This window comes from Maridesulfovibrio sp., from assembly GCF_963676065.1.
In the GTDB taxonomy this organism is placed as follows: domain Bacteria; phylum Desulfobacterota; class Desulfovibrionia; order Desulfovibrionales; family Desulfovibrionaceae; genus Maridesulfovibrio.
Genome location: NZ_OY780933.1, coordinates 668,268 through 688,849, shown reverse-complemented (window position 1 = coordinate 688,849; position 20,582 = coordinate 668,268). Strand labels below are relative to the sequence as shown.

19 protein-coding genes are annotated in these 20,582 nt (G+C 48.8%); 10 read left to right on the top strand and 9 right to left on the bottom strand.

Features of this window, described 5'->3' with window-relative positions; translation table 11 throughout:
• Nucleotides 1–240: 240 nt before the first annotated feature.
• The 5 genes from ACKU35_RS03025 to hemW all read left to right on the top strand — a co-directional run bounded on the left by ACKU35_RS03025 (nucleotide 241) and on the right by hemW (nucleotide 5,526).
• The gene (locus ACKU35_RS03025) at nucleotides 241–1,227 is read left to right on the top strand and encodes a radical SAM protein (RefSeq protein ID WP_319763013.1); all 987 of its coding nucleotides are present in this window, start codon (nucleotides 241–243) and stop codon (nucleotides 1,225–1,227) included.
• 50 nt (nucleotides 1,228–1,277) lie between these two features.
• A complete protein-coding gene (locus ACKU35_RS03020; protein WP_319763011.1) occupies nucleotides 1,278–2,750 on the top strand; it encodes an Rne/Rng family ribonuclease in 1,473 nt (490 codons plus the stop codon).
• Between the two features lie 86 nt (nucleotides 2,751–2,836).
• Nucleotides 2,837–3,382 carry an epoxyqueuosine reductase QueH gene (locus tag ACKU35_RS03015; protein ID WP_319763010.1) on the top strand — a complete coding sequence of 182 codons (546 nt, stop codon included), beginning with the start codon at nucleotides 2,837–2,839 and terminating at the stop codon, nucleotides 3,380–3,382.
• Nucleotides 3,383–3,480: 98 nt separating this feature from the next.
• Nucleotides 3,481–4,314: a universal stress protein gene (locus ACKU35_RS03010; RefSeq protein ID WP_319763008.1), complete on the top strand. Its 834-nt coding sequence runs from the start codon at nucleotides 3,481–3,483 to the stop codon at nucleotides 4,312–4,314.
• A gap of 15 nt (nucleotides 4,315–4,329) precedes the next feature.
• On the top strand, nucleotides 4,330–5,526 hold the full coding sequence (hemW, locus tag ACKU35_RS03005) for a radical SAM family heme chaperone HemW (protein WP_319763006.1): 1,197 nt from the start codon (nucleotides 4,330–4,332) through the stop codon (nucleotides 5,524–5,526).
• A 48-nt stretch (nucleotides 5,527–5,574) separates the two neighbouring features.
• Here hemW and glf read toward each other — a convergent pair whose 3' ends face one another.
• From glf to hflK, 3 genes are all read right to left on the bottom strand, one after another.
• Nucleotides 5,575–6,696 (bottom strand): UDP-galactopyranose mutase, encoded by a 1,122-nt coding sequence (gene glf, locus ACKU35_RS03000; RefSeq protein WP_319763004.1) that lies wholly within the window; start codon nucleotides 6,694–6,696, stop codon nucleotides 5,575–5,577.
• A 99-nt stretch (nucleotides 6,697–6,795) separates the two neighbouring features.
• Entirely contained in the window at nucleotides 6,796–7,653 is an 858-nt protein-coding gene (gene hflC, locus ACKU35_RS02995; protein WP_319763002.1) for a protease modulator HflC, read from the bottom strand.
• A gap of 11 nt (nucleotides 7,654–7,664) precedes the next feature.
• Nucleotides 7,665–8,738, bottom strand: a complete 1,074-nt coding sequence (gene hflK / locus ACKU35_RS02990) for an FtsH protease activity modulator HflK (RefSeq protein WP_319763000.1) — start codon at nucleotides 8,736–8,738, stop codon at nucleotides 7,665–7,667.
• Between the two features lie 291 nt (nucleotides 8,739–9,029).
• Here hflK and ACKU35_RS02985 point away from each other — a divergent pair, with 291 nt between their 5' ends.
• From ACKU35_RS02985 to rnhA, 3 genes are all read left to right on the top strand, one after another.
• A complete protein-coding gene (locus tag ACKU35_RS02985; RefSeq protein ID WP_319762998.1) occupies nucleotides 9,030–10,397 on the top strand; it encodes a phosphomannomutase/phosphoglucomutase in 1,368 nt (455 codons plus the stop codon).
• Between the two features lie 100 nt (nucleotides 10,398–10,497).
• Nucleotides 10,498–11,067, top strand: a complete 570-nt coding sequence (locus ACKU35_RS02980; protein ID WP_319762996.1) for a TPM domain-containing protein — start codon at nucleotides 10,498–10,500, stop codon at nucleotides 11,065–11,067.
• A gap of 9 nt (nucleotides 11,068–11,076) precedes the next feature.
• Nucleotides 11,077–11,541: a ribonuclease HI gene (rnhA, locus tag ACKU35_RS02975; RefSeq protein WP_319762994.1), complete on the top strand. Its 465-nt coding sequence runs from the start codon at nucleotides 11,077–11,079 to the stop codon at nucleotides 11,539–11,541.
• 95 nt (nucleotides 11,542–11,636) lie between these two features.
• On the opposite strand, the gene ACKU35_RS02970 is transcribed toward rnhA, so the two are convergent.
• The 4 genes from ACKU35_RS02970 to hisC form a co-directional block, all read right to left on the bottom strand.
• On the bottom strand, nucleotides 11,637–12,671 hold the full coding sequence (locus ACKU35_RS02970; RefSeq protein ID WP_319762992.1) for an alpha/beta hydrolase: 1,035 nt from the start codon (nucleotides 12,669–12,671) through the stop codon (nucleotides 11,637–11,639).
• Between the two features lie 99 nt (nucleotides 12,672–12,770).
• Nucleotides 12,771–14,216: an HAD-IIB family hydrolase gene (locus ACKU35_RS02965; protein ID WP_319762990.1), complete on the bottom strand. Its 1,446-nt coding sequence runs from the start codon at nucleotides 14,214–14,216 to the stop codon at nucleotides 12,771–12,773.
• 152 nt (nucleotides 14,217–14,368) lie between these two features.
• The gene (cmk, locus tag ACKU35_RS02960) at nucleotides 14,369–15,040 is read right to left on the bottom strand and encodes a (d)CMP kinase (RefSeq protein ID WP_319762988.1); all 672 of its coding nucleotides are present in this window, start codon (nucleotides 15,038–15,040) and stop codon (nucleotides 14,369–14,371) included.
• Nucleotides 15,040–16,134 carry a histidinol-phosphate transaminase gene (gene hisC, locus ACKU35_RS02955; protein WP_319762986.1) on the bottom strand — a complete coding sequence of 365 codons (1,095 nt, stop codon included), beginning with the start codon at nucleotides 16,132–16,134 and terminating at the stop codon, nucleotides 15,040–15,042. The genes cmk and hisC overlap by 1 nt, the downstream gene beginning before the upstream one ends.
• 544 nt (nucleotides 16,135–16,678) lie before the next feature.
• On the opposite strand from hisC, the gene rsgA reads away from it, so the two are divergent.
• Nucleotides 16,679–17,794: a ribosome small subunit-dependent GTPase A gene (gene rsgA, locus ACKU35_RS02950; RefSeq protein ID WP_319762984.1), complete on the top strand. Its 1,116-nt coding sequence runs from the start codon at nucleotides 16,679–16,681 to the stop codon at nucleotides 17,792–17,794.
• Between the two features lie 102 nt (nucleotides 17,795–17,896).
• Here rsgA and ACKU35_RS02945 read toward each other — a convergent pair whose 3' ends face one another.
• Nucleotides 17,897–18,337, bottom strand: a complete 441-nt coding sequence (locus ACKU35_RS02945; protein WP_319762982.1) for a universal stress protein — start codon at nucleotides 18,335–18,337, stop codon at nucleotides 17,897–17,899.
• Nucleotides 18,338–18,625: 288 nt separating this feature from the next.
• Between ACKU35_RS02945 and ACKU35_RS02940 the strand changes: the two genes are divergently transcribed.
• Nucleotides 18,626–19,120: a hypothetical protein gene (locus ACKU35_RS02940; RefSeq protein ID WP_319762980.1), complete on the top strand. Its 495-nt coding sequence runs from the start codon at nucleotides 18,626–18,628 to the stop codon at nucleotides 19,118–19,120.
• Between the two features lie 281 nt (nucleotides 19,121–19,401).
• Here ACKU35_RS02940 and dsrP read toward each other — a convergent pair whose 3' ends face one another.
• A complete protein-coding gene (dsrP, locus tag ACKU35_RS02935) occupies nucleotides 19,402–20,574 on the bottom strand; it encodes a sulfate reduction electron transfer complex DsrMKJOP subunit DsrP (protein WP_319762978.1) in 1,173 nt (390 codons plus the stop codon).
• Nucleotides 20,575–20,582 lie beyond the last annotated feature (8 nt).

Sequence of the window (20,582 nt, the reverse complement as noted above, 5' to 3'; positions counted from 1 at the left end):
GACATTTAAGCATAAATGCTTAACTACCGCATTGAATAAAATTTATTTTCGCGCAGTTATTTTTATACATCTCCCGCAAAAAATACAGTTGGATTTATTAAAGGGCGTTTTGCCGTCCGGCTCTGGAAATTATCGGGCCTTCAAAATGACGCGGCTCCTTAGCCCGCCGGAGGCAAATCATCTGGTTAAGCGCGAAGCACATCAAAATAAAAACATTTTTTGCTTCTTGCTGAGGTCGTTATGGGTTATAGCTATGTCTTCGGGCCGGTTTTTTCCGGCAGGATAGGGCGCTCACTGGGGTTGGACCTGCTCGGACGCAGAGTCTGCTCCATGGATTGTGTTTATTGTGAAGTAGGCAAAACTGATCTGCTTACCGATGAACGCGAAGTTTATGTTCCCGCGGCTGCGATTCTTGCTGAACTTGAGAACTGGAAGCAGGAGGGACATCAGCCGCCCGAAGTAATAACTCTGGGAGGTTTGGGAGAGCCGACCCTCAACGTAGAAATGCCTGAAATTATTCGTGGCATAAAAAAACTTTTCCCGTCTATGCCAGTGGCCGTGCTTACAAACGCGACTACCATGACGGACCCCGAAGTGAGAAAGGAATTGTTGGAAGCTGATGTGGTGCTTCCATCCATGGATTCCCTTGTTGCTTCGGAATTCAGGGCCATAAACAGGCCGTGCAAAGGGGTTGACCCCACGGCAATTGCCAAAGCCCTGATCGAATTCCGCAAGGAATTCAATGGTAAGATCTTTCTGGAAGTGCTCCTTTCACAGGGATACAACGATTCGGATGAAAACCTTCATCTTATGAAGGATTTTTGTTCCGAGCTTGCCCCGGACCGCATTGATGTGGTCACTCTTTCGCGTCCAGGTACTCTGGAGAAGGCCGGTCCGGTTGATACCGAGACTTTAGGCCGCTGGAAAAAGGTTCTTGATGCCGCGCCTTGTAAAAACAGGGATTGCGGTCCGGAAACCGGCGCAAAGAAAAGGAGCGGTGCGGAGACTTTGGCCCATGTGCAGGGCGAAGGTTCCCACGCATTTGACCGGATTCAGGCTTCTATCATGCGCAGGCCGCAAACCGCGCAACAGCTGGCCGGAGCTCTTGAGATTCCCTTACAGAGGGTGGAACAGGTGCTTGCGGAACTGGAAAAAAGCGGCAAACTGCACGTCAGGCAAACAGAAAATGATATCTATTACGATTGCAGGCTTGACGGAGAATCATGAATTAAGCTTCTGGATTCGGAGAAAATTTAAAACTTTTCTTTGGATTAAAAATGACAGGTAAAAAACAGAAGAAAAAAGAAAAAATGTTTATCAGCGTACTCCCTGGAGAACAGGTTGAAGTCGCGCTGACTCAGGAAGGTCAGGTTATTGAGTATTATGTTGAAATGCTCCATCAGGCCAAGACCAAAGGTAACATCTACAAAGGTTACATTCATAACATAGACGCCGCATTGCAGGCGGCATTCATCAACTACGGAGCCGAACGTAACGGTTTTCTGCAGGTTGATGAGGTGCACCCTGAGTATTATCAGGGCACTTACAAGCTCAAAAAAGGGCATCGCTACCCCCTTCTCCAGAAGGTGCTTAAGCCCGGACAGGAAATTTTTGTACAGGTAGTAAAGGAACCTACCGGCAAGAAAGGTGCGTTCCTTTCGTCGTATCTGTCCATACCGGGACGTTATTTTGTATTAACTCCCGGCCGGGAACAGATCGGTATTTCTCGTAAGATCGAAGATGAGAAAGAACGTGAAAGGCTTAAGGAAGTGATTGACGAAGTCAATCCCGGTGACGGCGTGGGCGTTATCGTGCGGACCGCCAGTAAAGGCCAGAGCAAATCAGCCCTGCGCCGTGATTTTAAATTTCTGACCCGCCTCTGGAACGATATCCGTGAAAAAGGGCAGGACGCCAAACCTCCGTCCCTCGTTTACGAGGAAATGGGGCTGGCTGCCCGTTCTGTCCGCGATTACCTCTCTTCCGACGTGGTGGAAATATGGGTCGACGACAAGGAAACCCTTGCGCAGGTAAAGAAGCTGGCGACTCTCTCATTTCCCCGCCGCTCGAATCTGGTCAAACTGCATTCCGATACCGACAAATCTCTCTGGGAGCGGTTCAATCTGGTTAAGCAGATCGAGCAGATTTACGGTCGTGAGGTCAATCTGCCTTCAGGGGGCCGTCTTGTCTTTGACCAGACCGAAGCCTTGACCGCAATCGACATCAACTCCGGCAAGATCGGTGGCGAACGAAATTTTAAGGAAATGGCGCTGAAGACCAACAAGGAAAGTGCTGAAATGATTGCCCGCCAGCTTAAGCTGCGCGACCTTGGCGGTCAGGTGGTCATTGACTTCATCGAGATGAAGGACCCCAAGCATTGCCGTGAGGTTGAAAAAACCATGCGCGCCGCGCTCAAAGGGGACCGTGCCCGTACTGATGTGGGACGTATTTCCCGTTTCGGGCTTATGGAACTGGTCCGCCAACGTCTCGGTTCATCCGCCATTGCTGTTTCCACCGAGCCCTGTCCCTGCTGTGACGGAACAGGAATCCGCCGGAATATGGAATGGCAGGCAATGCAGGCGCTGAAAGATATTTACAACATGCTGCGCAGACCGAATGCGGAATCGCCGTTGCTTTATGAATGTGAGGAAGAGCTGGCCCTTTACCTGCTCAACCACAAACGCGACGCGGTCATCCATTACGAAAAGATGTTCGATACCAAGATTAATATTGAAATCCAATGGAATGAGTAGATTTTAGGCCCTCGGCATCGCCGCCGGGGGCCAACCCCAAAACTTTTCAATAAGCTTCGCTTATAGCGAGCTGAGTCGTTCCAGATATGTCCTCCAAAAGAATTTTGCTTCACGCCTGTTGCGGGCCTTGCTCCATTACGACTATCGACGCATTACGCGATCATGGTTTTGAGGTCAGCGCATTTTTCTACAATCCGAATATTCATCCCCTGCAGGAATATGTGCGCAGGCGGGAAGGTTTTCTTGAAGTCTGTGATAAGATGAATGTGAAAGTCATCGGCAGACTGGACGAATACGATTCTCAAAAATGGTTCCGCAATGCGGCTTTCCGCGAGGCTAACCGTTGCTTTCATTGCTATGCGGATCGTCTGGAAAGAACTCTCTCTCTGGCTAAACGCGGCGGATTTGATTTTTACACCACCACCCTGCTTTACAGTAAATTCCAGCAGCATGACCGTATTGCCGGGCTTGGCAGGGATATAGCCGGGAAAAGTGACTGTAAATTCTATTATCATGATTTCCGGGAAGGCTGGAAAGATGGCATTGAGAGATCCAAGGAGATGGGAATCTACCGGCAGCAGTATTGCGGTTGTCTGTTCAGCGAAAATGAGCGTTATACAAAAGAGTTGTAAAAAACTTATCTTGTTTTAATGCTTTTCAATGGTTATCCTGATCAGGATTCTGTCTCTTGAAGCAATTCGGTTTTTGACAGCAACAGGATAGGATGAACATGGAAAAGCATCTTCTGGTTTGTGTGCGGGCGGACTATACGGCATCATATGCGGTCAGGTTCATAAGGGATTTCTTTCATTCGCCTTGCGATGTGCGGTTGACTCTGTTCAATGTAGCGCCTCCGAAAGGCTCGTGGGGAAAGGGAACTCTCGACAAGGGGCGTCAGTTACTCGAAGAAACCCGCAAGTGGTTTATTGATCATAGTTTTTGCGAAGAAAGCAAAATAGATATCAAAAGTATTCAGTCACGGGGAAATGTTACCCGTGAGATCGTCCAGGAAGGGCACAAAGGCATGTATGACGCAGTCATACTGGGCCGGCAGACCCAGTCTGTGATTGAAGAATTTTTTGAATACAGCGTCGGGGCCAAGGTCATCTGGGAAGAGATTGATTTTCCGCTCTGGTTCTGTAAATGCCCGCAGGAGATTCCGCGTAAGGATATCCTTCTTTGTGTAGACGAGGATTCCCCTTCGCAGAGGATTGCGGATCATGTCGGGTTTATGCTCGGCGATAACGCAGGTCATGACATCACCATGCTCCATGTGCGCAATTCCAAGGAAAAGGGCTCGGCAACATCGGAAGATATTTTCAGAATTACGCGCGAGCATCTAGAAGGTAACGGCGTAGCCCCGGAACGGATCAAGGAACTTGTTGTTGATGGGGATGATGTTGTTAAGGCTGTTTTACAGCATACAGCCAAAAAACCTTATGCCGTAGTAGCTGTCGGACGCGGTAAGCATGACAATACCGCGATAGAGAAGTTATTTCCCCGTTCGCTTTGTGTAAAATTCCTTCATCAACTGGAGGGCTCTGCTCTGTGGATCAGCAGATAAAGATAAGGATTTTTGATGGGACTTACTCCCGCTTTTTTTAATGCTCCGCTATTGCGTGGAGACGGCAAGGAAGCCAGAAATCTTCTGGTTTATATCCACGTACCTTTTTGCAAACGTAAGTGTAATTATTGTGCGTTCCATTCCCAGCCGTTTGAGCAGGTGAGTTTTGCATGGTACATGAAAACCCTGCTTTCAGAGATTGAACTCTGGGGAAAAAGGTTAAAAAAAGCGAGTATCGGCACGGTTTACTTCGGTGGAGGTACACCGAGCCTGATCTCTCCTTTTCAGCTTGAGCTGATTATGGATGCACTGCGCAAGCATTTCAGCTTCACCAAGGGAATGGAAATTACCCTTGAAGCCAACCCCGATTCCGCTAACGACCTTTCTTATTTCAAAGCCCTTTACAATATGGGCATCAACAGGCTCAGCCTCGGTTTTCAGTCCCTCGATGACCGTAACCTCGAAACTCTCGGCCGTCCGCATTCGGCGAGGCAGGCCGCTGAGTCTTATTACATGGCCCGTAAGGCCGGTTTCGGCAATATCAGCATTGATCTTATCTGGGGCCTGCCGCGTCAGAAGCTTAAAGACTGGAATAACGAGCTCAAAGCTGTTGTTCAGCTGAAGCCGGAGCATATGTCCTGTTACGGACTTTCAATCGAACCGGGTACTGTTTTCGGGCAGCGGGCGGAAGATATCGATATGGAACTGCCTCCCGAAGGAGAGCAGGCCCGTATGTTTATTTACGGGGCCGAGTATCTGGAATCCATGGGTTACATTCAGTATGAAATTTCAAATTTCGCGCGCATGGGTTTTATATCCCGCCATAATCAGGGTTACTGGGACCGTTTGGATTATCTCGGTCTAGGTCCTTCCGCTGTATCTACATTAGGCAACCGCAGATTCACCAATCCGCGGTATCTTGATGAGTATGACGCCGCTGTACGAGGAGGTTTTGCGGGGGATGATTTTGAAGAACTCACCGATGAAATTAAGGCGCAGGAACTCATCATGCTTTGTTTGCGGACCACAAAAGGCCTTAAGCTCTCGGATTATACGGAACTTACCGGTCGGGATCTGATTAAAGAAAAAAGTCAGTTAATCAGCGCCCTACATAAAAATGGTCTGTTGCGCATGAGCGCCGGCTATCTCCGGCTTACCAAGAACGGTATGCTGGTCTCCAATTCTATTCTGGAATCCCTTGCGTTTGATTAGAGATAGCCGGGATATGCCTGTCGCAGGCCAACTATTGAAATTCTGGCTTTATATTTCGTCGCAAAACTCCAGCGCCGCCAGCACGGCCTTATCCATATCATAATATTTGTATTGTCCCAGCCTTCCGAGGAAATGGACGTTTACGAGCTTTGCCGCTTCCGCCTGATATAGTTCAAGACGTTTGCGGTCTTCATCTGTATTGACCGGATAGTATGGTTCTTCGCCTCGTATCCATTTCATGGAGAATTCGCGTGCTGTGACGGTTCTGCCGCTTTTGTTTTCCCTTTCCGGGTGCAAGTGTTGGTATTCATGAATGCGAGTGTAAGGCACGTCGATATCCGCGTAATTCATGACCGAGGTGCCCTGAAAGTCAGGCACATCTTCCACCCGGTAGTCAAAACGCAGGGAACGCCATGTGAGCTCTCCATGGCAGTATGCAAAATAGCTGTCCACCGGGCCGGTGTAGTATATGTTGCAGTCTTGCTGTATTTTGTCCCGGACAGAAAAGAAATCCGTATTCAGCCGGGTTTCAATCAGTTCGTGATCCAGCAGACGCTCAAATAGTTTTTCATAACCCTCCCACGGCAGCCCCTGATAACGGTCGGTGAAATAGTCACATTCATATGTGTGCCGGAATGGAAGGCGGGTAATTATCGATGCGTCCAGCTCTTTCGGGTCGCATTCCCATTGTTTGAGGGTGTATCCTTTAACAAAAGCCTCGTATAATTCCCGGCCGATCAGGCTGATTGCTTTTTCTTCCAGATTCCGCGGATCGGTTATGTTTTCCTGCGCACTTTTGCTCTGGATAAATCCTTCGACTTCGTGCGGTTTTAAGCTGATTCCGAAAAATGAATTGATGGTCTGCAGGTTGACCGGCATATGGAATGTGCGGCCCTGATAAGTGGTTACCACCTTATGTCTGTAACCGTTGAATTCTGTAAACCGGTTCATGAAATCCCAGACCCGGCGTTCTTTGGTATGGAAAATATGGGTGCCGTAGCTGTGAATCTCTATGCCCGTGTCTTCATTTATATGACTGTGGCAGTTACCGCCTATGTGGCCGCGTCTGTCTATGACTATAACCCGCTCGCCAAGGTCTTCGGCAATGCGTCTTGCGATGGTTCCGCCCGTAATCCCGGCCCCGACGATGAGGTGTTTGCAGTTTTTCATGTTATCTCTCCGGCAAAATTAAAGCCCGTAATATCTTTTAAGATACTACGGGCTTATTCTTTTTATGTCGAGTTTGCCAAGCTATTTGACTAAAGCTGGCTACTTCATAAACTTCAAGAACGGATTTTCCTGCGAAAGGATGAACTTGGTGTTGTCCTTGAATCCTGCTTCGTAAGCTTCGAGAGACTTTTTGAATTCATAGAACTTGTGAGCCTTGCCGAAGCTGTCGGCGTAGATCTTGGTTGCTTTACCATCACCTTCACCTCGCAGAATCTCAGCTTTGAGGTTCGCATCGGCGATTGTGATTGCTCTTTCCTTATCGGCCTGAGCGGTAATGCGGGCCGCCGCTTCATTACCCTGTGAACGGTATTGCTTAGCCATACGTTCACGTTCAGCTCTCATACGTCCGTAAATAGCACGGGCGTTTTCCGGCGGCAGGTCCGTACGCTTGATGCGGACATCAAGGACTTCAATGCCGTAGGGCTTGAGCAGGAGGTTTGAAGTCTGAGTAACCTCTTCCATGATGGAAGTACGGTCACTGGAGATGATTTGAATCAGCGTGTAACGTCCAAGGGCAACGCGAAGCTCAGCATAGATGATATCATCAAGCCGGGCCTGAGCGCGCGGAATGGAACGCACTGTGCGGTAAAACAGTAACGGATCTGAAATGCGCCATTTGGAGTAGTTATCCACGACCATGTTCTTTTTGTCTTTGGTCAGGATTTCAGCCGGGCGGGCATCATATTCCAGAAGGCGTGAGTCAAAGTAGATCACGTTTTGAACAAAGGGCAGTTTAAAATGCAGCCCCGGTCCCATCGGTCCTGCTTTCGGTTTACCGAGCTGGAGCACGATGGCTTTTTCGGTCTGCTTAACTATATATGCACTTTGGGCGATCCCCAGCACGGCAACGATAATCAGAATTGCCAGGGGAGCGGAACCTTTTTTGAGTAAACTCATATTCATATCCCCTATTTTTTACCGTTGTGGATGGGAAGTCCCTTTCCGTCCAGAGAGAGGAACGGGAGTGCCTTTTGGGCCGCGTCATCGGAAAGGATAACCTTGGTGACTTTAGGATTGGCAAGAATGTTCTGCATTGTTTCCAGATACAGACGTTTTACCGTAATATCCTTGGCCTTCTGGTATTCTTTGTAAACAGCCATAAAACGTTTAGCCTGACCTTCTGCCTGACGGATCTTGGTCTCCTTGTAGGCTTCAGCTTTGTTCAGGATAACCGCAGCCTGACCTCTTGCCTTAGGCAGAATGTCGTTGCGATAGGCTTCCGCTTCATTGATGTAGCGGCTTTTATCTTCACGCGCGGACGCAACGTCTTTAAACGCGTCCACAACCTCGTTCGGTGGATGCACGTTCTGCAACTGCACTGCGAGAACATTGACCCCGAGTTTGTAGCGGTCTGAAATTTCCTGCAGCAGGTTTCTGGTTTCGGTCTGAATTTGGAGTTTACCGGTGGTCAGGGCCAGCTCGATCTTGGTTTTACCGATGATCTCACGCATGGCCGCTTCGGCAGCATCCTGAATGGTTTTCGCCTGATTGCTGACTTTGAAAAGGTAGTCAACCGGATCTTTGATCTGGTATTGCACGATGAATTGAACATCAACGATGTTCTCATCACCGGTCAGCATAAGAGATTCCTCCGGCACGTTGCGCGATTGTCCCTGAGTAAAGGAGCGCGAAGAGCCGTAAGAACGGAAACCCACTTCCACACGTCTGATCTGTGAAACTTTGGGTTTCATGACCGATTCAATGGGAATCGGAAGATGGTAATGCGGTCCCGGTGTTGTTGTACTTACGTACTTACCGAATCTGGTTACCACACCGACTTCATCCGGTTCTACAATGTATACCCCGGAAAGAAACCAGAGCAGGATGATGCCGATGATGATAAATTTTCCGCCCGGCAAGCCGGTACCGCGGAGTTTTTTGATCGTGGAGTTGATATCGTCCACATTCGGCGGTTTAGGAGCTCCTCCTCCGCCTTTATTCCTCTGCCGTTGTTCGGATAATTTGTCCCAGTCCCAGTTCATGTATATTTGATAGGTGAGATAGACCCACATATCAAGGAAAATCGGATATGCGGATCGAAATGTTAATGAAATAATAACCGCGTCAACGCATTTATAATCAAAAAGCAGATGGCAGTTATTCGTTACCTGCGACGCGTCAGCAAATATGCACAGATTATATCAAATTGTTCTAAAGATAAAACCTTAAAATCAGTACGTTTAAAAATTGTTTATTTTTTTATGAAGTTTTGACACATGTAAAGTTAACTTTTATCTGCCGATAAAAATAAAAAAACCACGATGGAGAATTCAGTGAAAGAAATCAAAAAAGAGATATTCAGGGCTTACGATATCCGTGGAGTTGTGGATCATGATTTCGATGAAGAGTGGGTCGAGCGGCTTGGACTGGCCTGCGGCACATGGTTCAGGTCAAAAGGGTGGGACCGCGCAGTGGTCGGCCATGACTGCCGCCACAGCTCACCGGGCTATCAGCAGGCAATGGGGCGGGGGTTGAATGCTTCCGGCGTTGATGTCCTGTTTCTTAACCTAGTCCCTTCTCCAGCATTTTATTTCGCGGCTAAAAAACTGAACTATAAAGCGGGGGTGATGATCACCGCCAGCCACAATCCTCCTGAATTCAACGGCTTCAAGGTCTGGGAGGGCGAAACAACCATCCATACCGATGATATCCAGCAGATATATGAAATAATGGCGTCCGGTGAATTCAGCGAAGGAACCGGTGTTATCTCTTACCACGATATAGTCCCCTTCTACATGGATGATCTGCTTTCAGGCATCAAGCTTAAGCGTGCTGTCAAGGTTGTTCTGGATGGCGGCAACGGTGCCGGAGGGCATATAGCTCTGGAGCTGCTGCGCCGGGCTGGAGCCGAGGTTATTCCGCAATATTGCGAACCTGATGGGGATTTCCCCAACCATCATCCTGACCCGGTGGTTGCCGAATATATGGGCGATCTTTTTAAGGCTGTTGTTCAGCATGGTGCAGAGGTAGGTATCGGGCTGGACGGCGATGCTGACCGGATCGGAGCTGTAGATGAAAAAGGGCGGCTGGTACCCGGAGACCGTCTGCTGGCCCTCTATGCCCGTGAAATGCTGGAAAGAAAGCCCGGGGAAACCGTGGTTGCCGATGTGAAATGCAGCCATCTCTTTTTCGATGATGTGGCCCGGCATGGCGGTAATCCGCTCATGGCCCGTACCGGACATTCTGTGATGAAAGCCAAGATGATCGAAACCGGGGCCGGCCTCGGCGGTGAGATGAGCGGGCACATTTTTTTTGCTGACCGTTTTTACGGATTTGATGACGGGCTTTATTCCGCGCTGCGGCTGCTGGAGATCCTTTCCGGTTCAGAGGTTCCGGTTTCAGAAATGTGGGAGGAATGGCCGCAGACATATTTCACCCCGGAACTGCGCGTGGAATACCCCGAGGAAATCAAGTTTGAGCTGGTGCGGAGGGCGGCGCTAGAGCTTGCTGAGGACTATGAAGTAATAGATATAGACGGAGTGCGCGTTGTCTTTGATGGCGGCTGGGCTCTGGTCCGGGCTTCCAACACACAGGCGGCTTTGACGCTTCGTTTTGAAGCTTCATCAAAGGCTCAGCTTGCCGAAATCAGGAATCGTGTGGAAAGCATGCTTGCCCGGCTGGCGGCTGAGCTGAGTGCTTAGCTTCTATTTTTACATGAAAGCAAATACTTGATACCATAAGCACTTGAAGGTACTTCTTCAAATCTGATTTCAATCACTCAAGCAGCACAGGGTATGATCCATGGCACTGTTTATTAAACCTCAGGGTAAGACCGGCGCGGAAAAGTTTCTCAGGTTGATCGGGATGGTTATTGTTCTCGGTCTGGTTGTTTATGCATTTTGGGTAAATAACCAATCCACTCTGGAGAAAATACAGGCCCGTAACGCTCTCTGGGACCAGACCAAGGTTTTGAGCCGTTCAGAAAGGGATTTCGTGCAGGGATTCATTCGCAGTATGCGGTCTGAATTCGGGGTCAAAGTCCGTATTCAGATAATTCTTGATCCTATTACGTCTCAGGAAGTTGATCCCAAAGAATTATTGATTGTCATTTCGCCGCCTACTCAGGGTGTGGGTATGCATTTTCCCGGTCTTGTGGCGCATGCTTTGGGCAAGGGGTTTATTTCGGAGCTTGAGAATAAACATTTTGTAAACCATTTTTCTGATGATGAGTGGCCGACTTCACTCATGACCTGTCTGTCCATGATCTGGGACCGGCTGGTCAATGTCGATGCCAATCAGGCAGTCCCTAAAGTTTATACAGACGGAAATAGAAGCCTGTCCGACCCGGAGTCATCAGCACACAAGGAATAATGAAGGTAAATGTCCAAGAAAAAACTTACCATATATACAGACGGCTCCTGTCTCGGTAATCCCGGAAAGGGCGGATACGGGGCGGTGCTGCTATTTAACGAACACCGTAAGGAACTCTCACAGGGCTACCGGAAAACAACCAACAACCGCATGGAAATGCGGGCGGTTATCGCGGCCCTGACTGAGCTTAAAGAACCATGCGAGGTTACCCTCTACACTGATTCCCAGTACGTGAAAAATGCATTCACTAAGAAGTGGATTGATAACTGGCAGAAAAACGGCTGGAAAACCGCGGCGAAGAAGCCGGTTAAGAACAAGGATCTTTGGTTGCAGTTCATTCCGCTACTGGAAAAGCACAATGTGACTTTTCGCTGGGTCAAAGGACATGCCGGAGACCCGGAAAACGAACGCTGTGATGATCTGGCCCGTACTGCGGCATCATCAGGCGATCTTATTGAAGACGAAGGTGCCTAGCCGATCAGTCTCCGCTTTCCGGCAATTTGAAGAACAAATAAAGAACCGCGATACCCTCAAAGGTATCGCGGTTCTTTATTTGTGATAAACTTATGCTATTTTATTATGCTTGAAATGTCGTTGTAGATTGATGTCTTTTTTACGACCATGGGTTTGCCGTTCATGTTTGTGCTGACTGCGGAAGCGTCCACAAAATCGATCCCCGGCATGTCTGTGTTATTTAAAACATCGCCAAGTCTGACTCCTGCGCGGTTTTTGTGGGCGGTGGTCAGGGCATCATCGGTGTTTGAAGTGTAGACCGTGATATGAGCGCTTGTGTTATGCATTCGGGGCAGTATGTCTTCAGCAAATTTAGTGCGGTTTATATCCGGGGTTATGAGGATCAAATCCCTGATGCGGGCCATATCAGCGGGAGCGAGTTTTACTTTTGTCATTGCCTCGCACAGCGGCAGGCAGCCCATGCCGTCGCCGATCAGGTAGATGTCTTCCGCTTGCAGAGTCTGTGCGATCGTTTTGATGAATTCGGTCAGCTGTGCAATTGAGTATTGCGCATTTTTCTCATCCTGCAGGTATTCCGCCTGAGCCGGCCAGCTGAAAAAGATGGGTGCGCCCTGATATTGCAGATGGTAGCTCAGGCGTGCGGTGCTCAGGGCGGCTTCCTCAAATGAAACATCCACCCCGTGAATAAAAACCAGTGCGGATTTGTCCGGGCATCTGGCCAGTCTTTTGGGTAAAATTGTTTCAATTGACTTCCGGGGAAGCGGGCGAACATCCTTGAGCGTATATTCTCCGTCGGGACGCATTCCGTATGAAGTCATGGTGAAAGCGGACTTTTTCAGGGTCTTGATCTTTTTGTCATATGGAACGGCAACAGAGCAGGCTCCCCAGCTGAGTTCTCCCCGGTCAGCATTGTATGCTTTTGCCGGTTCGGTGCTTCCTCCGGAGTGTCGGTCTGTTCCGTAAAAGAGTTCAATTTCCTGAAAAGGATTTTCGGTGGTCAGGGCTTTGGTCAGATCAGCGCCCCAGTTGTTGATGGTAGCGGTGCTGTTTTTGGAGCAACCGGAGGTCAACAATAACACGGCAAAAGTGAGTGTAATTGCCGCAGTGCTGAGTATAAGGGATTTTTTCATACCGGAGCGACCTCCTTAAAAGTGCGAAAAGTGCTCAGAGTTTAACTCTGATTCTTATAGCACAATGACGGAAAGTCGCAACCGGACTGAAAAAAGTCTTTATTTATGGGCAGAAAGCCAGTTGCAGGGGATGGACCAGCAGCCGTCTTGAGCTGAATCCACAAGCGTGTCCAGAAGACGGGCTACACCATATTCCTCGCAGGCCGGGATGATCATATCTGCCGAAGGCAAAGCCTCCCTTGCTGCATTGGCGACGACAGCGCTTATGCCTGCGTGCCCGAACATGGTGAGGTCGTTTTCACTGTCACCTATGGCGATGGAGTTGAGGTCCGACCATCCTGCTTCTTTCATGATCTGCATCATGGCGGAATGTTTTCCGTGCCTGGCGGGTCCTATCTCAAGGAAATCTTCGGCCGTGCGTACGCAGTTCATGCCGTATGCATCGGCAAGATTGCGGACAAGTTCGCATTGTTCCGTCTGGTCGCGATGGGAAAAGGTCAGGATTTTAATGGCTCCTTTTTCTTCCGGGGTAGGACCGGACTGGGGCATTATTTCACCTACGTTGGCGAAGTCCTCCAGTTCTTTTGCTTTGAGATCAGAACGGGTCCAGATGCCATCCTGCACATAGGTCGCGTAGTTTACATTTGCTTCCAGCAGTGCGTCTTCAATAGCTTTGAAGGGGGTGATGGTTTCACCGAAAATCTCCAGCCTGCCGTTGCGCACAATTACCGAACCGTTTACTCCGACATGCGGTGTGTGGTCGCCGACGCAGCTGATCAGATGCGGGACGCTGATCATATGTTTTCCGCTAATGAGCGAGAAATGCCCGCCTGCTGTGGTGTAGCGGTTGATTGCGTTCAGGGTGCGGCGATCGATGCGTTTTCCCGGCATGATCAGGGTGTTGTCGATGTCGCAGAAAATCCATGGCAGATTTTTACCCTGTGCACAGGCGATGGTGCTGGCATAATCCCGCTGATTCTTGCGGGCGTATGGCAGAGTCATGCGAGCTATGGACGGCGGAACTGAACCGATTCCAAATCTGCTTTCAAGCTCAGCAATGCGTTGGCCGAAAGAGTAGGATTCGCCGAGGGGGGAGGTCCTGAAGTCCGCGTATGCAACTGCCTTATGGATAGGGCTGTCGTAGTTCGGGCCGGGAAAGTTGTCGTATATTTTTTTGATCTCGGGGAGATTCTCAATTTCAATCGGGGTGCTGGAATGCCAGAGAACAGCACTGATTACGTCTTCGGGAGCGTTACAGTGGGCGAGGTAAGCCGCTCCGTCGAGAGGGTGAAATCCGGTTTTGTTAAGCTTTTCAGAATAGCCCACATCATGAAAAAGAGCAGCGGTGATGATTTTTTTCGCGGTCTGCTCATCGTAGTCCATCTGATAGGCCAGTCGGCTTGCGGTACGGCATGCCTGACGCATGTGGGCCAGTCTGGTTGAGTCTGCGGGAAAAAAGGAAGCCGCCAGTTCATCGGTTAATTCATTTGAAACCGGTCCGAGCGGTTCGGGAAAGATTTTTTTCAGAATAGAAGATATTTTCACGGATAGCTCCGTTTGGTCTAGTTGGTGATTCATGGATTAATTAGGTAGTACGTAGAGCCTTAAAGTCAAGCAACATTTGGGTTGATATAAAATAAAGGCCGCTTGGAAAATTATCCAAGCGGCCTGAAACACATGAAATAGTGTGTTCGTTTTTAATTGATCTTTTTTTCAGTTGCGAACACTAACTTGTCAAATACTCCATTAATATCGAGATTGGTTGTATCCACAAGGATGGAGTCTTCCGCCGGTTTGAGCGGTGCGACTTTGCGGTTGCGGTCCTGCTCGTCACGTTTACCAATCTGTTCAATCAGTTCTTCCATTTCCGCCGGTTTGCCCATTTCCTTCAGCTGTTCAAAGCGTCTGCGGGCCCGTTCTTCAAGGTCGGCATCAAGGAAAAATTTACAGGGAGCCTGCGGGAATATTACGGTGCCCATATCGCGGCCTTCAGCTATCAGCGATGTTGTTTCGCCTATGCGGCGCTGAGCTATTTTCTGATATTCGCGCACGGCCGGTATTCTGGCCATGTTGGAAGCCCACATCCCGACTGTCTCGGTGCGAATTTCATCCGTCAGCGGAGTTCCGTTCAGGCTTAGAGTGGAATTGCTGCCACTGCCGGAGAGGGTGAATTCCAGCCCTTTGAGCGCTTCGTCGAGCTTCTCTTCATCCCAGTCCCATGACCCCTGACCAAGCTTCCACGCAGTGCCGCGGAACATCGCCCCGGTATCGAGGTAGGCTATTTCAAATCGGTCGGCCAGCCGTTTAGCAAGGGTTGATTTGCCTACACCGGCGGGTCCGTCCAGAGTAATAATGAAAGGTGTATCCATTAAAGGATCTCCTTAAGTGTTTTCAGAAATATTTTGTTTTCCTGATCAGTTCCCATATTAACCCGGATGTACTCATCAAGTCCGAAGCTTTTCAGCGGGCGGACAATGATTCCGCGTTCCAGCAACTTCTGGAAAACATCCATGGCATCGCGGGTGGGCTTAAACATAATGAAGTTGGCCTGGGAATCAAGCACTTCGCAGCCCATTTTGCGGATTTCATCAGTAAAAAGGGTGCGCCCACGTAGAACAACGTCCATTGTAGTATTGAAGAAAGCTTCATCTTCAAGCACGGCAATGCCTGCTTCTTCGGCCAGCAGGTTTACGGTGAAAGGTGCCCGGGCGCTTTTGATATACTCGGCAAGTTCAGGACTCATTATGCCGTAGCCGATGCGCAGTCCGGCCAGTGCGTAGGCCTTGGAGAAGGTGCGGGTCAGGACTATGTTGGGAAATTCGTTCAGCAGACCGCGCATGTCATATTTTTCAGCCGGTCTGGCGAATTCTATGTAGGCTTCATCGATGACCAGCAGGGTTTGCTCCGGTATGGATGCCGCCATTTCACGCACTTCATCCACCGTGACAGCAAGTCCTGTCGGGTTGTCCGGTGAAGTGATGAATACAATTGCGGTTTTATCAGTAACAGCTTCGGTGATGGCTTTGATGGGTTGTTTATGTCCTTCATCACGGGGAATCTGGCGGAAATTGATAGCGCAGAGGTGCGACATAAGGCGATACATGCTGAAGCATGATTCGTAGGTGATTACTTCGTCCCTGCCGGGAGTGGCCTTAATGCGTACCAGCAGGTCGAGAATCTCGTCCGAACCGTTGCCGCTTATGACCTGATCTTCCGATACGCCTGCGCGCTTGGCAATTGCTTTGTTTAAACGGGGGTTGCCGTTATGAGGGTAGCGGAATGCGTAAGGCGCGTGGCGGCTGATGGCTTTTTGGGCCATTGGCGATGCCCCCAGCGGGTTTTCGTTGCTTGCGAGTTTGATGACGGTATCGAGGCCGTATTTTTCTTTGATTTCTTCGATGGTCAGACCCGGTGCGTAGGGCTTTGAGTCCATCATATCGGAGCGGACTTTGATGGCGGACATGCTGATTCCTTGGTAATTGTAGTGCGCTGAGCGCTTTTTTGAAAAAAAGATGCCTTCGGTGTAATAAAAGCAGATATATATTAAAAGGCAGGTACGGTTTTATTAGTTTGGAACGGGAAGTTTGTCAAAATATCTGCTGTTGACAGCTCATAATAGTGTACGTAAGAATTTTCTAACATGTGATAATTGTTTTAAGGAGATTTTATGTTGATAAGATCATTGGAGATTGTACCGCAAGTTGCCGACAACGGGTAACAAGCCGGTAGCATATGATCTGGTTCTGCCTCAGGTGGAACAACTATAAATATCATTAAGGAACTTTTCTGCTTCCTTCCCGGCTAACGCCGTAACGGAACTCTGCTTTAGGGTTCCGCCTCTATTGTTATTCCCAAATTTTGTCGGTGACATGTTCATACCATTACTAATTGCACTGTCCGTATTGTTCAGGTGTGTCGGCTAGTTGTGTTCTATAAACAGCCGTTTTGCCTACATACGCTATGTAAGAAAATCTCCTGCGATCAGGAAAAACAAATGGTGACACAAGATGAAAACAATCTTGGAAATAACTAAAAATACTAATAGTCGAAGTAAACTGACAGCCATGGGCTGGTCAGATTTTTTTCAGGAAGAAATTGATTTTGATTACACTCCTGCCCGTGTCGTGAGCGTGAATAAAGATATATTCCAATTGAGTCAGGGCGAAGAAGAGTTACAGGCAACCCTTTCCGGTAGAATACGTTATAAAGCCGGATTGCCGGGAGAGGGGGAATTGTTTCCCGTTACCGGTGATTGGGTGCTGATCGAAGATTCCCGTATCATAAAAGTGCTGCCCAGACGCAATGTGCTATCGCGGGGAGCCTCTGGTGGGCGTGGAAAGAGAGAGGATCAGTCGGCAGAAGAACAGGTCATGGCTGCGAATCTGGACACCGTGCTGATTGTTTGCGGGTTGGATCGCGATTATAATGTTCGGCGTATCGAGCGTTATCTGACACTCGTTTACAATTGCAATCTGGCTCCTGTTGTCGTTTTAAGCAAGGGAGATCTACACGCTGAGCCGCTGGCATGCGTGGAGGAAATTGAATCTGTAGCTTTTAGTGTTCCCGTGCATCTGGTTTCGGCTAATGATGAAGCCGGAATTCTGGAACTGGAAAAGTATCTGACTCCCGGGAAGACGGTTTCAATGGTAGGTTCTTCCGGCGCCGGCAAATCAACGCTTTTAAACAGGCTTTACGGTCAGCATGTCCAAGATACGGGTTGCGTGAGTAAAAGCGTCGGCAAAGGCATGCATACAACCACAGGGCGCGATTTGATCGTCATGCCGCAGGGAGGAATGCTGATAGATAATCCCGGTATTCGCGAGATTGCTTTCTATACCAATAACGGCGGAGCGTCAGAGGCATTCGTGGATATTGAGGATTATGCGCGGTATTGCCGTTTCGCTGATTGCGATCATCTAAATGATCCCGGCTGCAATGTGCTTCGTGCAGTCGATCAAGGAGAGCTTTCCCCTGAACGTCTGGAAAGTTATTATAAAATGAAACGGGAGCTTACTTATATCACTCAAAGAAGAAATAAGTCTGCAGACCGGGTGGAGAAAGAACGTTGGCGCGAAATAGCCCTGCAAAATAAAAAATTAAAGAAAAGGAACAAAAATAGATAGAGTAAGCCCCCTGTACCAAGAAGTACGGGGGGCTTTTTTAAGGTTAGAAGGCGTGACCGTCAGACCGGGGTGACAGTCTTCGGGTCGGTTATAAGGTTATTTCTAGGAGGGTCTGATAGTTAAAACCGGGCTCTTGGCAGCCTTTACCACCTTCTCAGCTACAGAACCGAAAAGGATACGGTCAATACCCGCACGGCCGTGTGTGCCCATGATAATCATATCCGCGTTTTCACTTTCTGAAATCGCGAGAATTTCTTCGGCAGCGTAACCGGTAACAACCTTTCCGCTTGCAGTTACATCCTTGAAGTTTTCAGCGATGAATGTCTCCATGGTGCTGTCCGCGCCGGTGACGATTTCACCAACAAAGTTTTCAATGGAGCTTGGCGGAACATGGAATCCCACGTATTGATCCAGTGAAGGGGCAACGTAAAGGCAAGTGATTTCGGCTCCCAGAGTCTTGGCAAGGGTACTTGCGTATTCGGCTACCAGGGGGCTGTGATCCGAAAAGTCCACTGCACAGAGTATCTTCTTGATTTCAGCCATAGTTATACCTCCATATTTGTAAGGTTGTGCGTGGATAAGAAAGTGCACTTAAAATTTCTTACTTCCAATATTATCCGATAAAGTAGGCCATGGACAAGCATTTTCTTATGATTTATCGTCAACAAGGAAAAAAAGTCTCGTTATGCTGTTTTTTACGCGAAATTGGGCATTATTTTCCGAGTCTTTAATAAATACAAATTAAGTTATATCAGCCGATTATGTTAAAATATGTAGTTTGGCAAGCTCATTGCATAGTATGCTATGAAACCAAAGGCTGAGGAGTATAATATGAAGATAAGTCCTGAACAGATTGAAGCCTTAAAGCTGCAACAGCAGCAACAGGAAAATAAGGCAAAGAAGGTTGACGGGGCAGCGTTCGGCGAATTCCTGAATCAGGAAGTTCAGCAAGGAGCAGCGCAGAATAACGGCGCGGTTTCCGCACCGCCGGTGCCGGGTCTTCAGGCCATGAATCCCTTGCTGCAGGTGCAGCAGGTAGCTCAGGTTCAGCAGTCCGCACAGGTCAGCGAAAGTGAGTTTGTCGGTAAGGTGGAAGACCTCTTCGGAAAGCTTGAAAGCTATGCCCAGCAACTCGGCTCACCTGATGAGAACGGGTTGAAGCAGGCCTATTCGACTCTTGAAGGTATTCAAGGTGGAGTTGAGTCCCTCAAGAAGGATTGGCCGGGTGTACAAAGTGAGAATCCGGAGCTTGGTTCCATAGTATCCGAATTGGAAACCGTGGCCGTGACTGAGCAGATTAAATTTAACCGGGGAGACTACGTATAGTCGCTCATACTTAAGTCTCCCTGCGTAAGATTATTCTTGCGCGAGAAAGCCGCTTATCCTTAACAGGGATGGGCGGCTTTTTTAGTACTTCAAAATTTAATATCCGTAACATTAAATCGATAACTGTCGATTGTTCTATCCGTTAGCTGACGTTAGAAATTGACTTGTTTTTATGCTATAGTATTAATGATTGATTCAGATCAGGAAGGATGTCCGATAGATATAAAGAAGCCCCTGCCTCGGAAGAGACAGGGGCTTTCAAATCAGTAATCCGAGATTGATTAGTCTTCAGTAATCAGCTCTCCGATTTCACGCTTTACGTCTGTTGCAATCTTGTAAAGGAAAGTCAGAACAAGCGCGCCGAGTGCGTAAACCATCATGGAAATCATGAGCTCTTTACCGGTGGGCCAGTAAACAGTGACTTCGTTGAACGGGTTCGGTGTGAAACCGCCGATCAGCAGGCCAAGGCCCTTATCAATCCATGTTGCGATAACGAGGATAGCGAGGGACCAGGGCAGCAGCTTCTGGTTGTAACGCAGTTTGGGCGGGATGAGCAGTGCAAGGCTACCGAGGCCGAATGCAACTGCGGTCCACATCCAGGGCACCAGTTCGTGGTGGCCATGGCTACCTGCGAAGAGATACGCGAAGGAGTGGATATGTCCCGGTATGTTTGAGTAGAATGCGGTGAATACTTCCAGCAGGAAGAAGAAAACGTTCACACACATTGCATAGGTGATGATAGTAGTCAGAGTCTTGATTGCGCCTTTGCCGGGCTCATATTTTGTGAGCTTGCGGACAACGAACACAACAAGCAGCAGAATCGCGGGTCCTGAGCAGAATGCGGAAGCCAGGAAGCGGGCTGCCAGAATGGCGGAAAGCCAGTAGTGGCGGCCGGGCAGACCGGCATACAGGAACGCGGTAACTGTGTGAATGGAGAATGCCCATACAATGGAAGTGTAGGCCAGAGGTTTAACCCATTTAGGATGGGAAACGCGCTGACGATCACATTCAAGGCAAGTCCAGCCAACAACGACGTTCAAGAGAAGATAACCGTTCAGAACGATCATATCCCAGAAAAGGATAGAGTTCGGAGTCGGATGGAACACGATGTTGAGCATACGCTGAGGCTGCCCGATGTCGACGATAATGAAACCGAGACACATGACAACGGCAGCGATGGCCATGAATTCACCCATGATTACCATGCCTTTAAACTTCTTGTAATGATGGAAGTAGTAAGGCAGTACGATCATAACCCCGGATGCGGCAAGACCGACAAGGTAGGTGAACTGTGAGATATAGAAGCCCCAGGAAACATCACGGCTCATGCCTGTGATTGTCATACCTTCCTGAAGCTGTCCAATGTAAGTGCAGAAACCGGCAGCAATTATGAGCAGCAGGAAACCAATCCAGGCCCAATACTTCGGTCCGCCTTTTAGAGCTTTTTCGAGCATATCAAGCT

Bases quoted from the DNA above. Each gene is read 5' to 3' on its own strand.
- ACKU35_RS02940 (WP_319762980.1), top strand. From the start codon at position 18,626: ATGAAGATAAGTCCTGAACAGATTGAAGCCTTAAAGCTGCAACAGCAG.
- rsgA (WP_319762984.1), top strand. From the start codon at position 16,679: ATGAAAACAATCTTGGAAATAACTAAAAATACTAATAGTCGAAGTAAA.
- hemW (WP_319763006.1), top strand. From the start codon at position 4,330: ATGGGACTTACTCCCGCTTTTTTTAATGCTCCGCTATTGCGTGGAGAC.
- cmk (WP_319762988.1), bottom strand. From the start codon at position 15,040: ATGGATACACCTTTCATTATTACTCTGGACGGACCCGCCGGTGTAGGC.
- rnhA (WP_319762994.1), top strand. From the start codon at position 11,077: ATGTCCAAGAAAAAACTTACCATATATACAGACGGCTCCTGTCTCGGT.
- ACKU35_RS03015 (WP_319763010.1), top strand. From the start codon at position 2,837: ATGTCCTCCAAAAGAATTTTGCTTCACGCCTGTTGCGGGCCTTGCTCC.
- ACKU35_RS02970 (WP_319762992.1), bottom strand. From the start codon at position 12,671: ATGAAAAAATCCCTTATACTCAGCACTGCGGCAATTACACTCACTTTT.
- ACKU35_RS03010 (WP_319763008.1), top strand. From the start codon at position 3,481: ATGGAAAAGCATCTTCTGGTTTGTGTGCGGGCGGACTATACGGCATCA.
- ACKU35_RS02945 (WP_319762982.1), bottom strand. From the start codon at position 18,337: ATGGCTGAAATCAAGAAGATACTCTGTGCAGTGGACTTTTCGGATCAC.
- dsrP (WP_319762978.1), bottom strand. From the start codon at position 20,574: ATGCTCGAAAAAGCTCTAAAAGGCGGACCGAAGTATTGGGCCTGGATT.
- glf (WP_319763004.1), bottom strand. From the start codon at position 6,696: ATGAAAAACTGCAAACACCTCATCGTCGGGGCCGGGATTACGGGCGGA.
- hflK (WP_319763000.1), bottom strand. From the start codon at position 8,738: ATGAACTGGGACTGGGACAAATTATCCGAACAACGGCAGAGGAATAAA.
- ACKU35_RS02980 (WP_319762996.1), top strand. From the start codon at position 10,498: ATGGCACTGTTTATTAAACCTCAGGGTAAGACCGGCGCGGAAAAGTTT.
- ACKU35_RS03025 (WP_319763013.1), top strand. From the start codon at position 241: ATGGGTTATAGCTATGTCTTCGGGCCGGTTTTTTCCGGCAGGATAGGG.
- ACKU35_RS03020 (WP_319763011.1), top strand. From the start codon at position 1,278: ATGACAGGTAAAAAACAGAAGAAAAAAGAAAAAATGTTTATCAGCGTA.
- hisC (WP_319762986.1), bottom strand. From the start codon at position 16,134: ATGTCCGCCATCAAAGTCCGCTCCGATATGATGGACTCAAAGCCCTAC.
- hflC (WP_319763002.1), bottom strand. From the start codon at position 7,653: ATGAGTTTACTCAAAAAAGGTTCCGCTCCCCTGGCAATTCTGATTATC.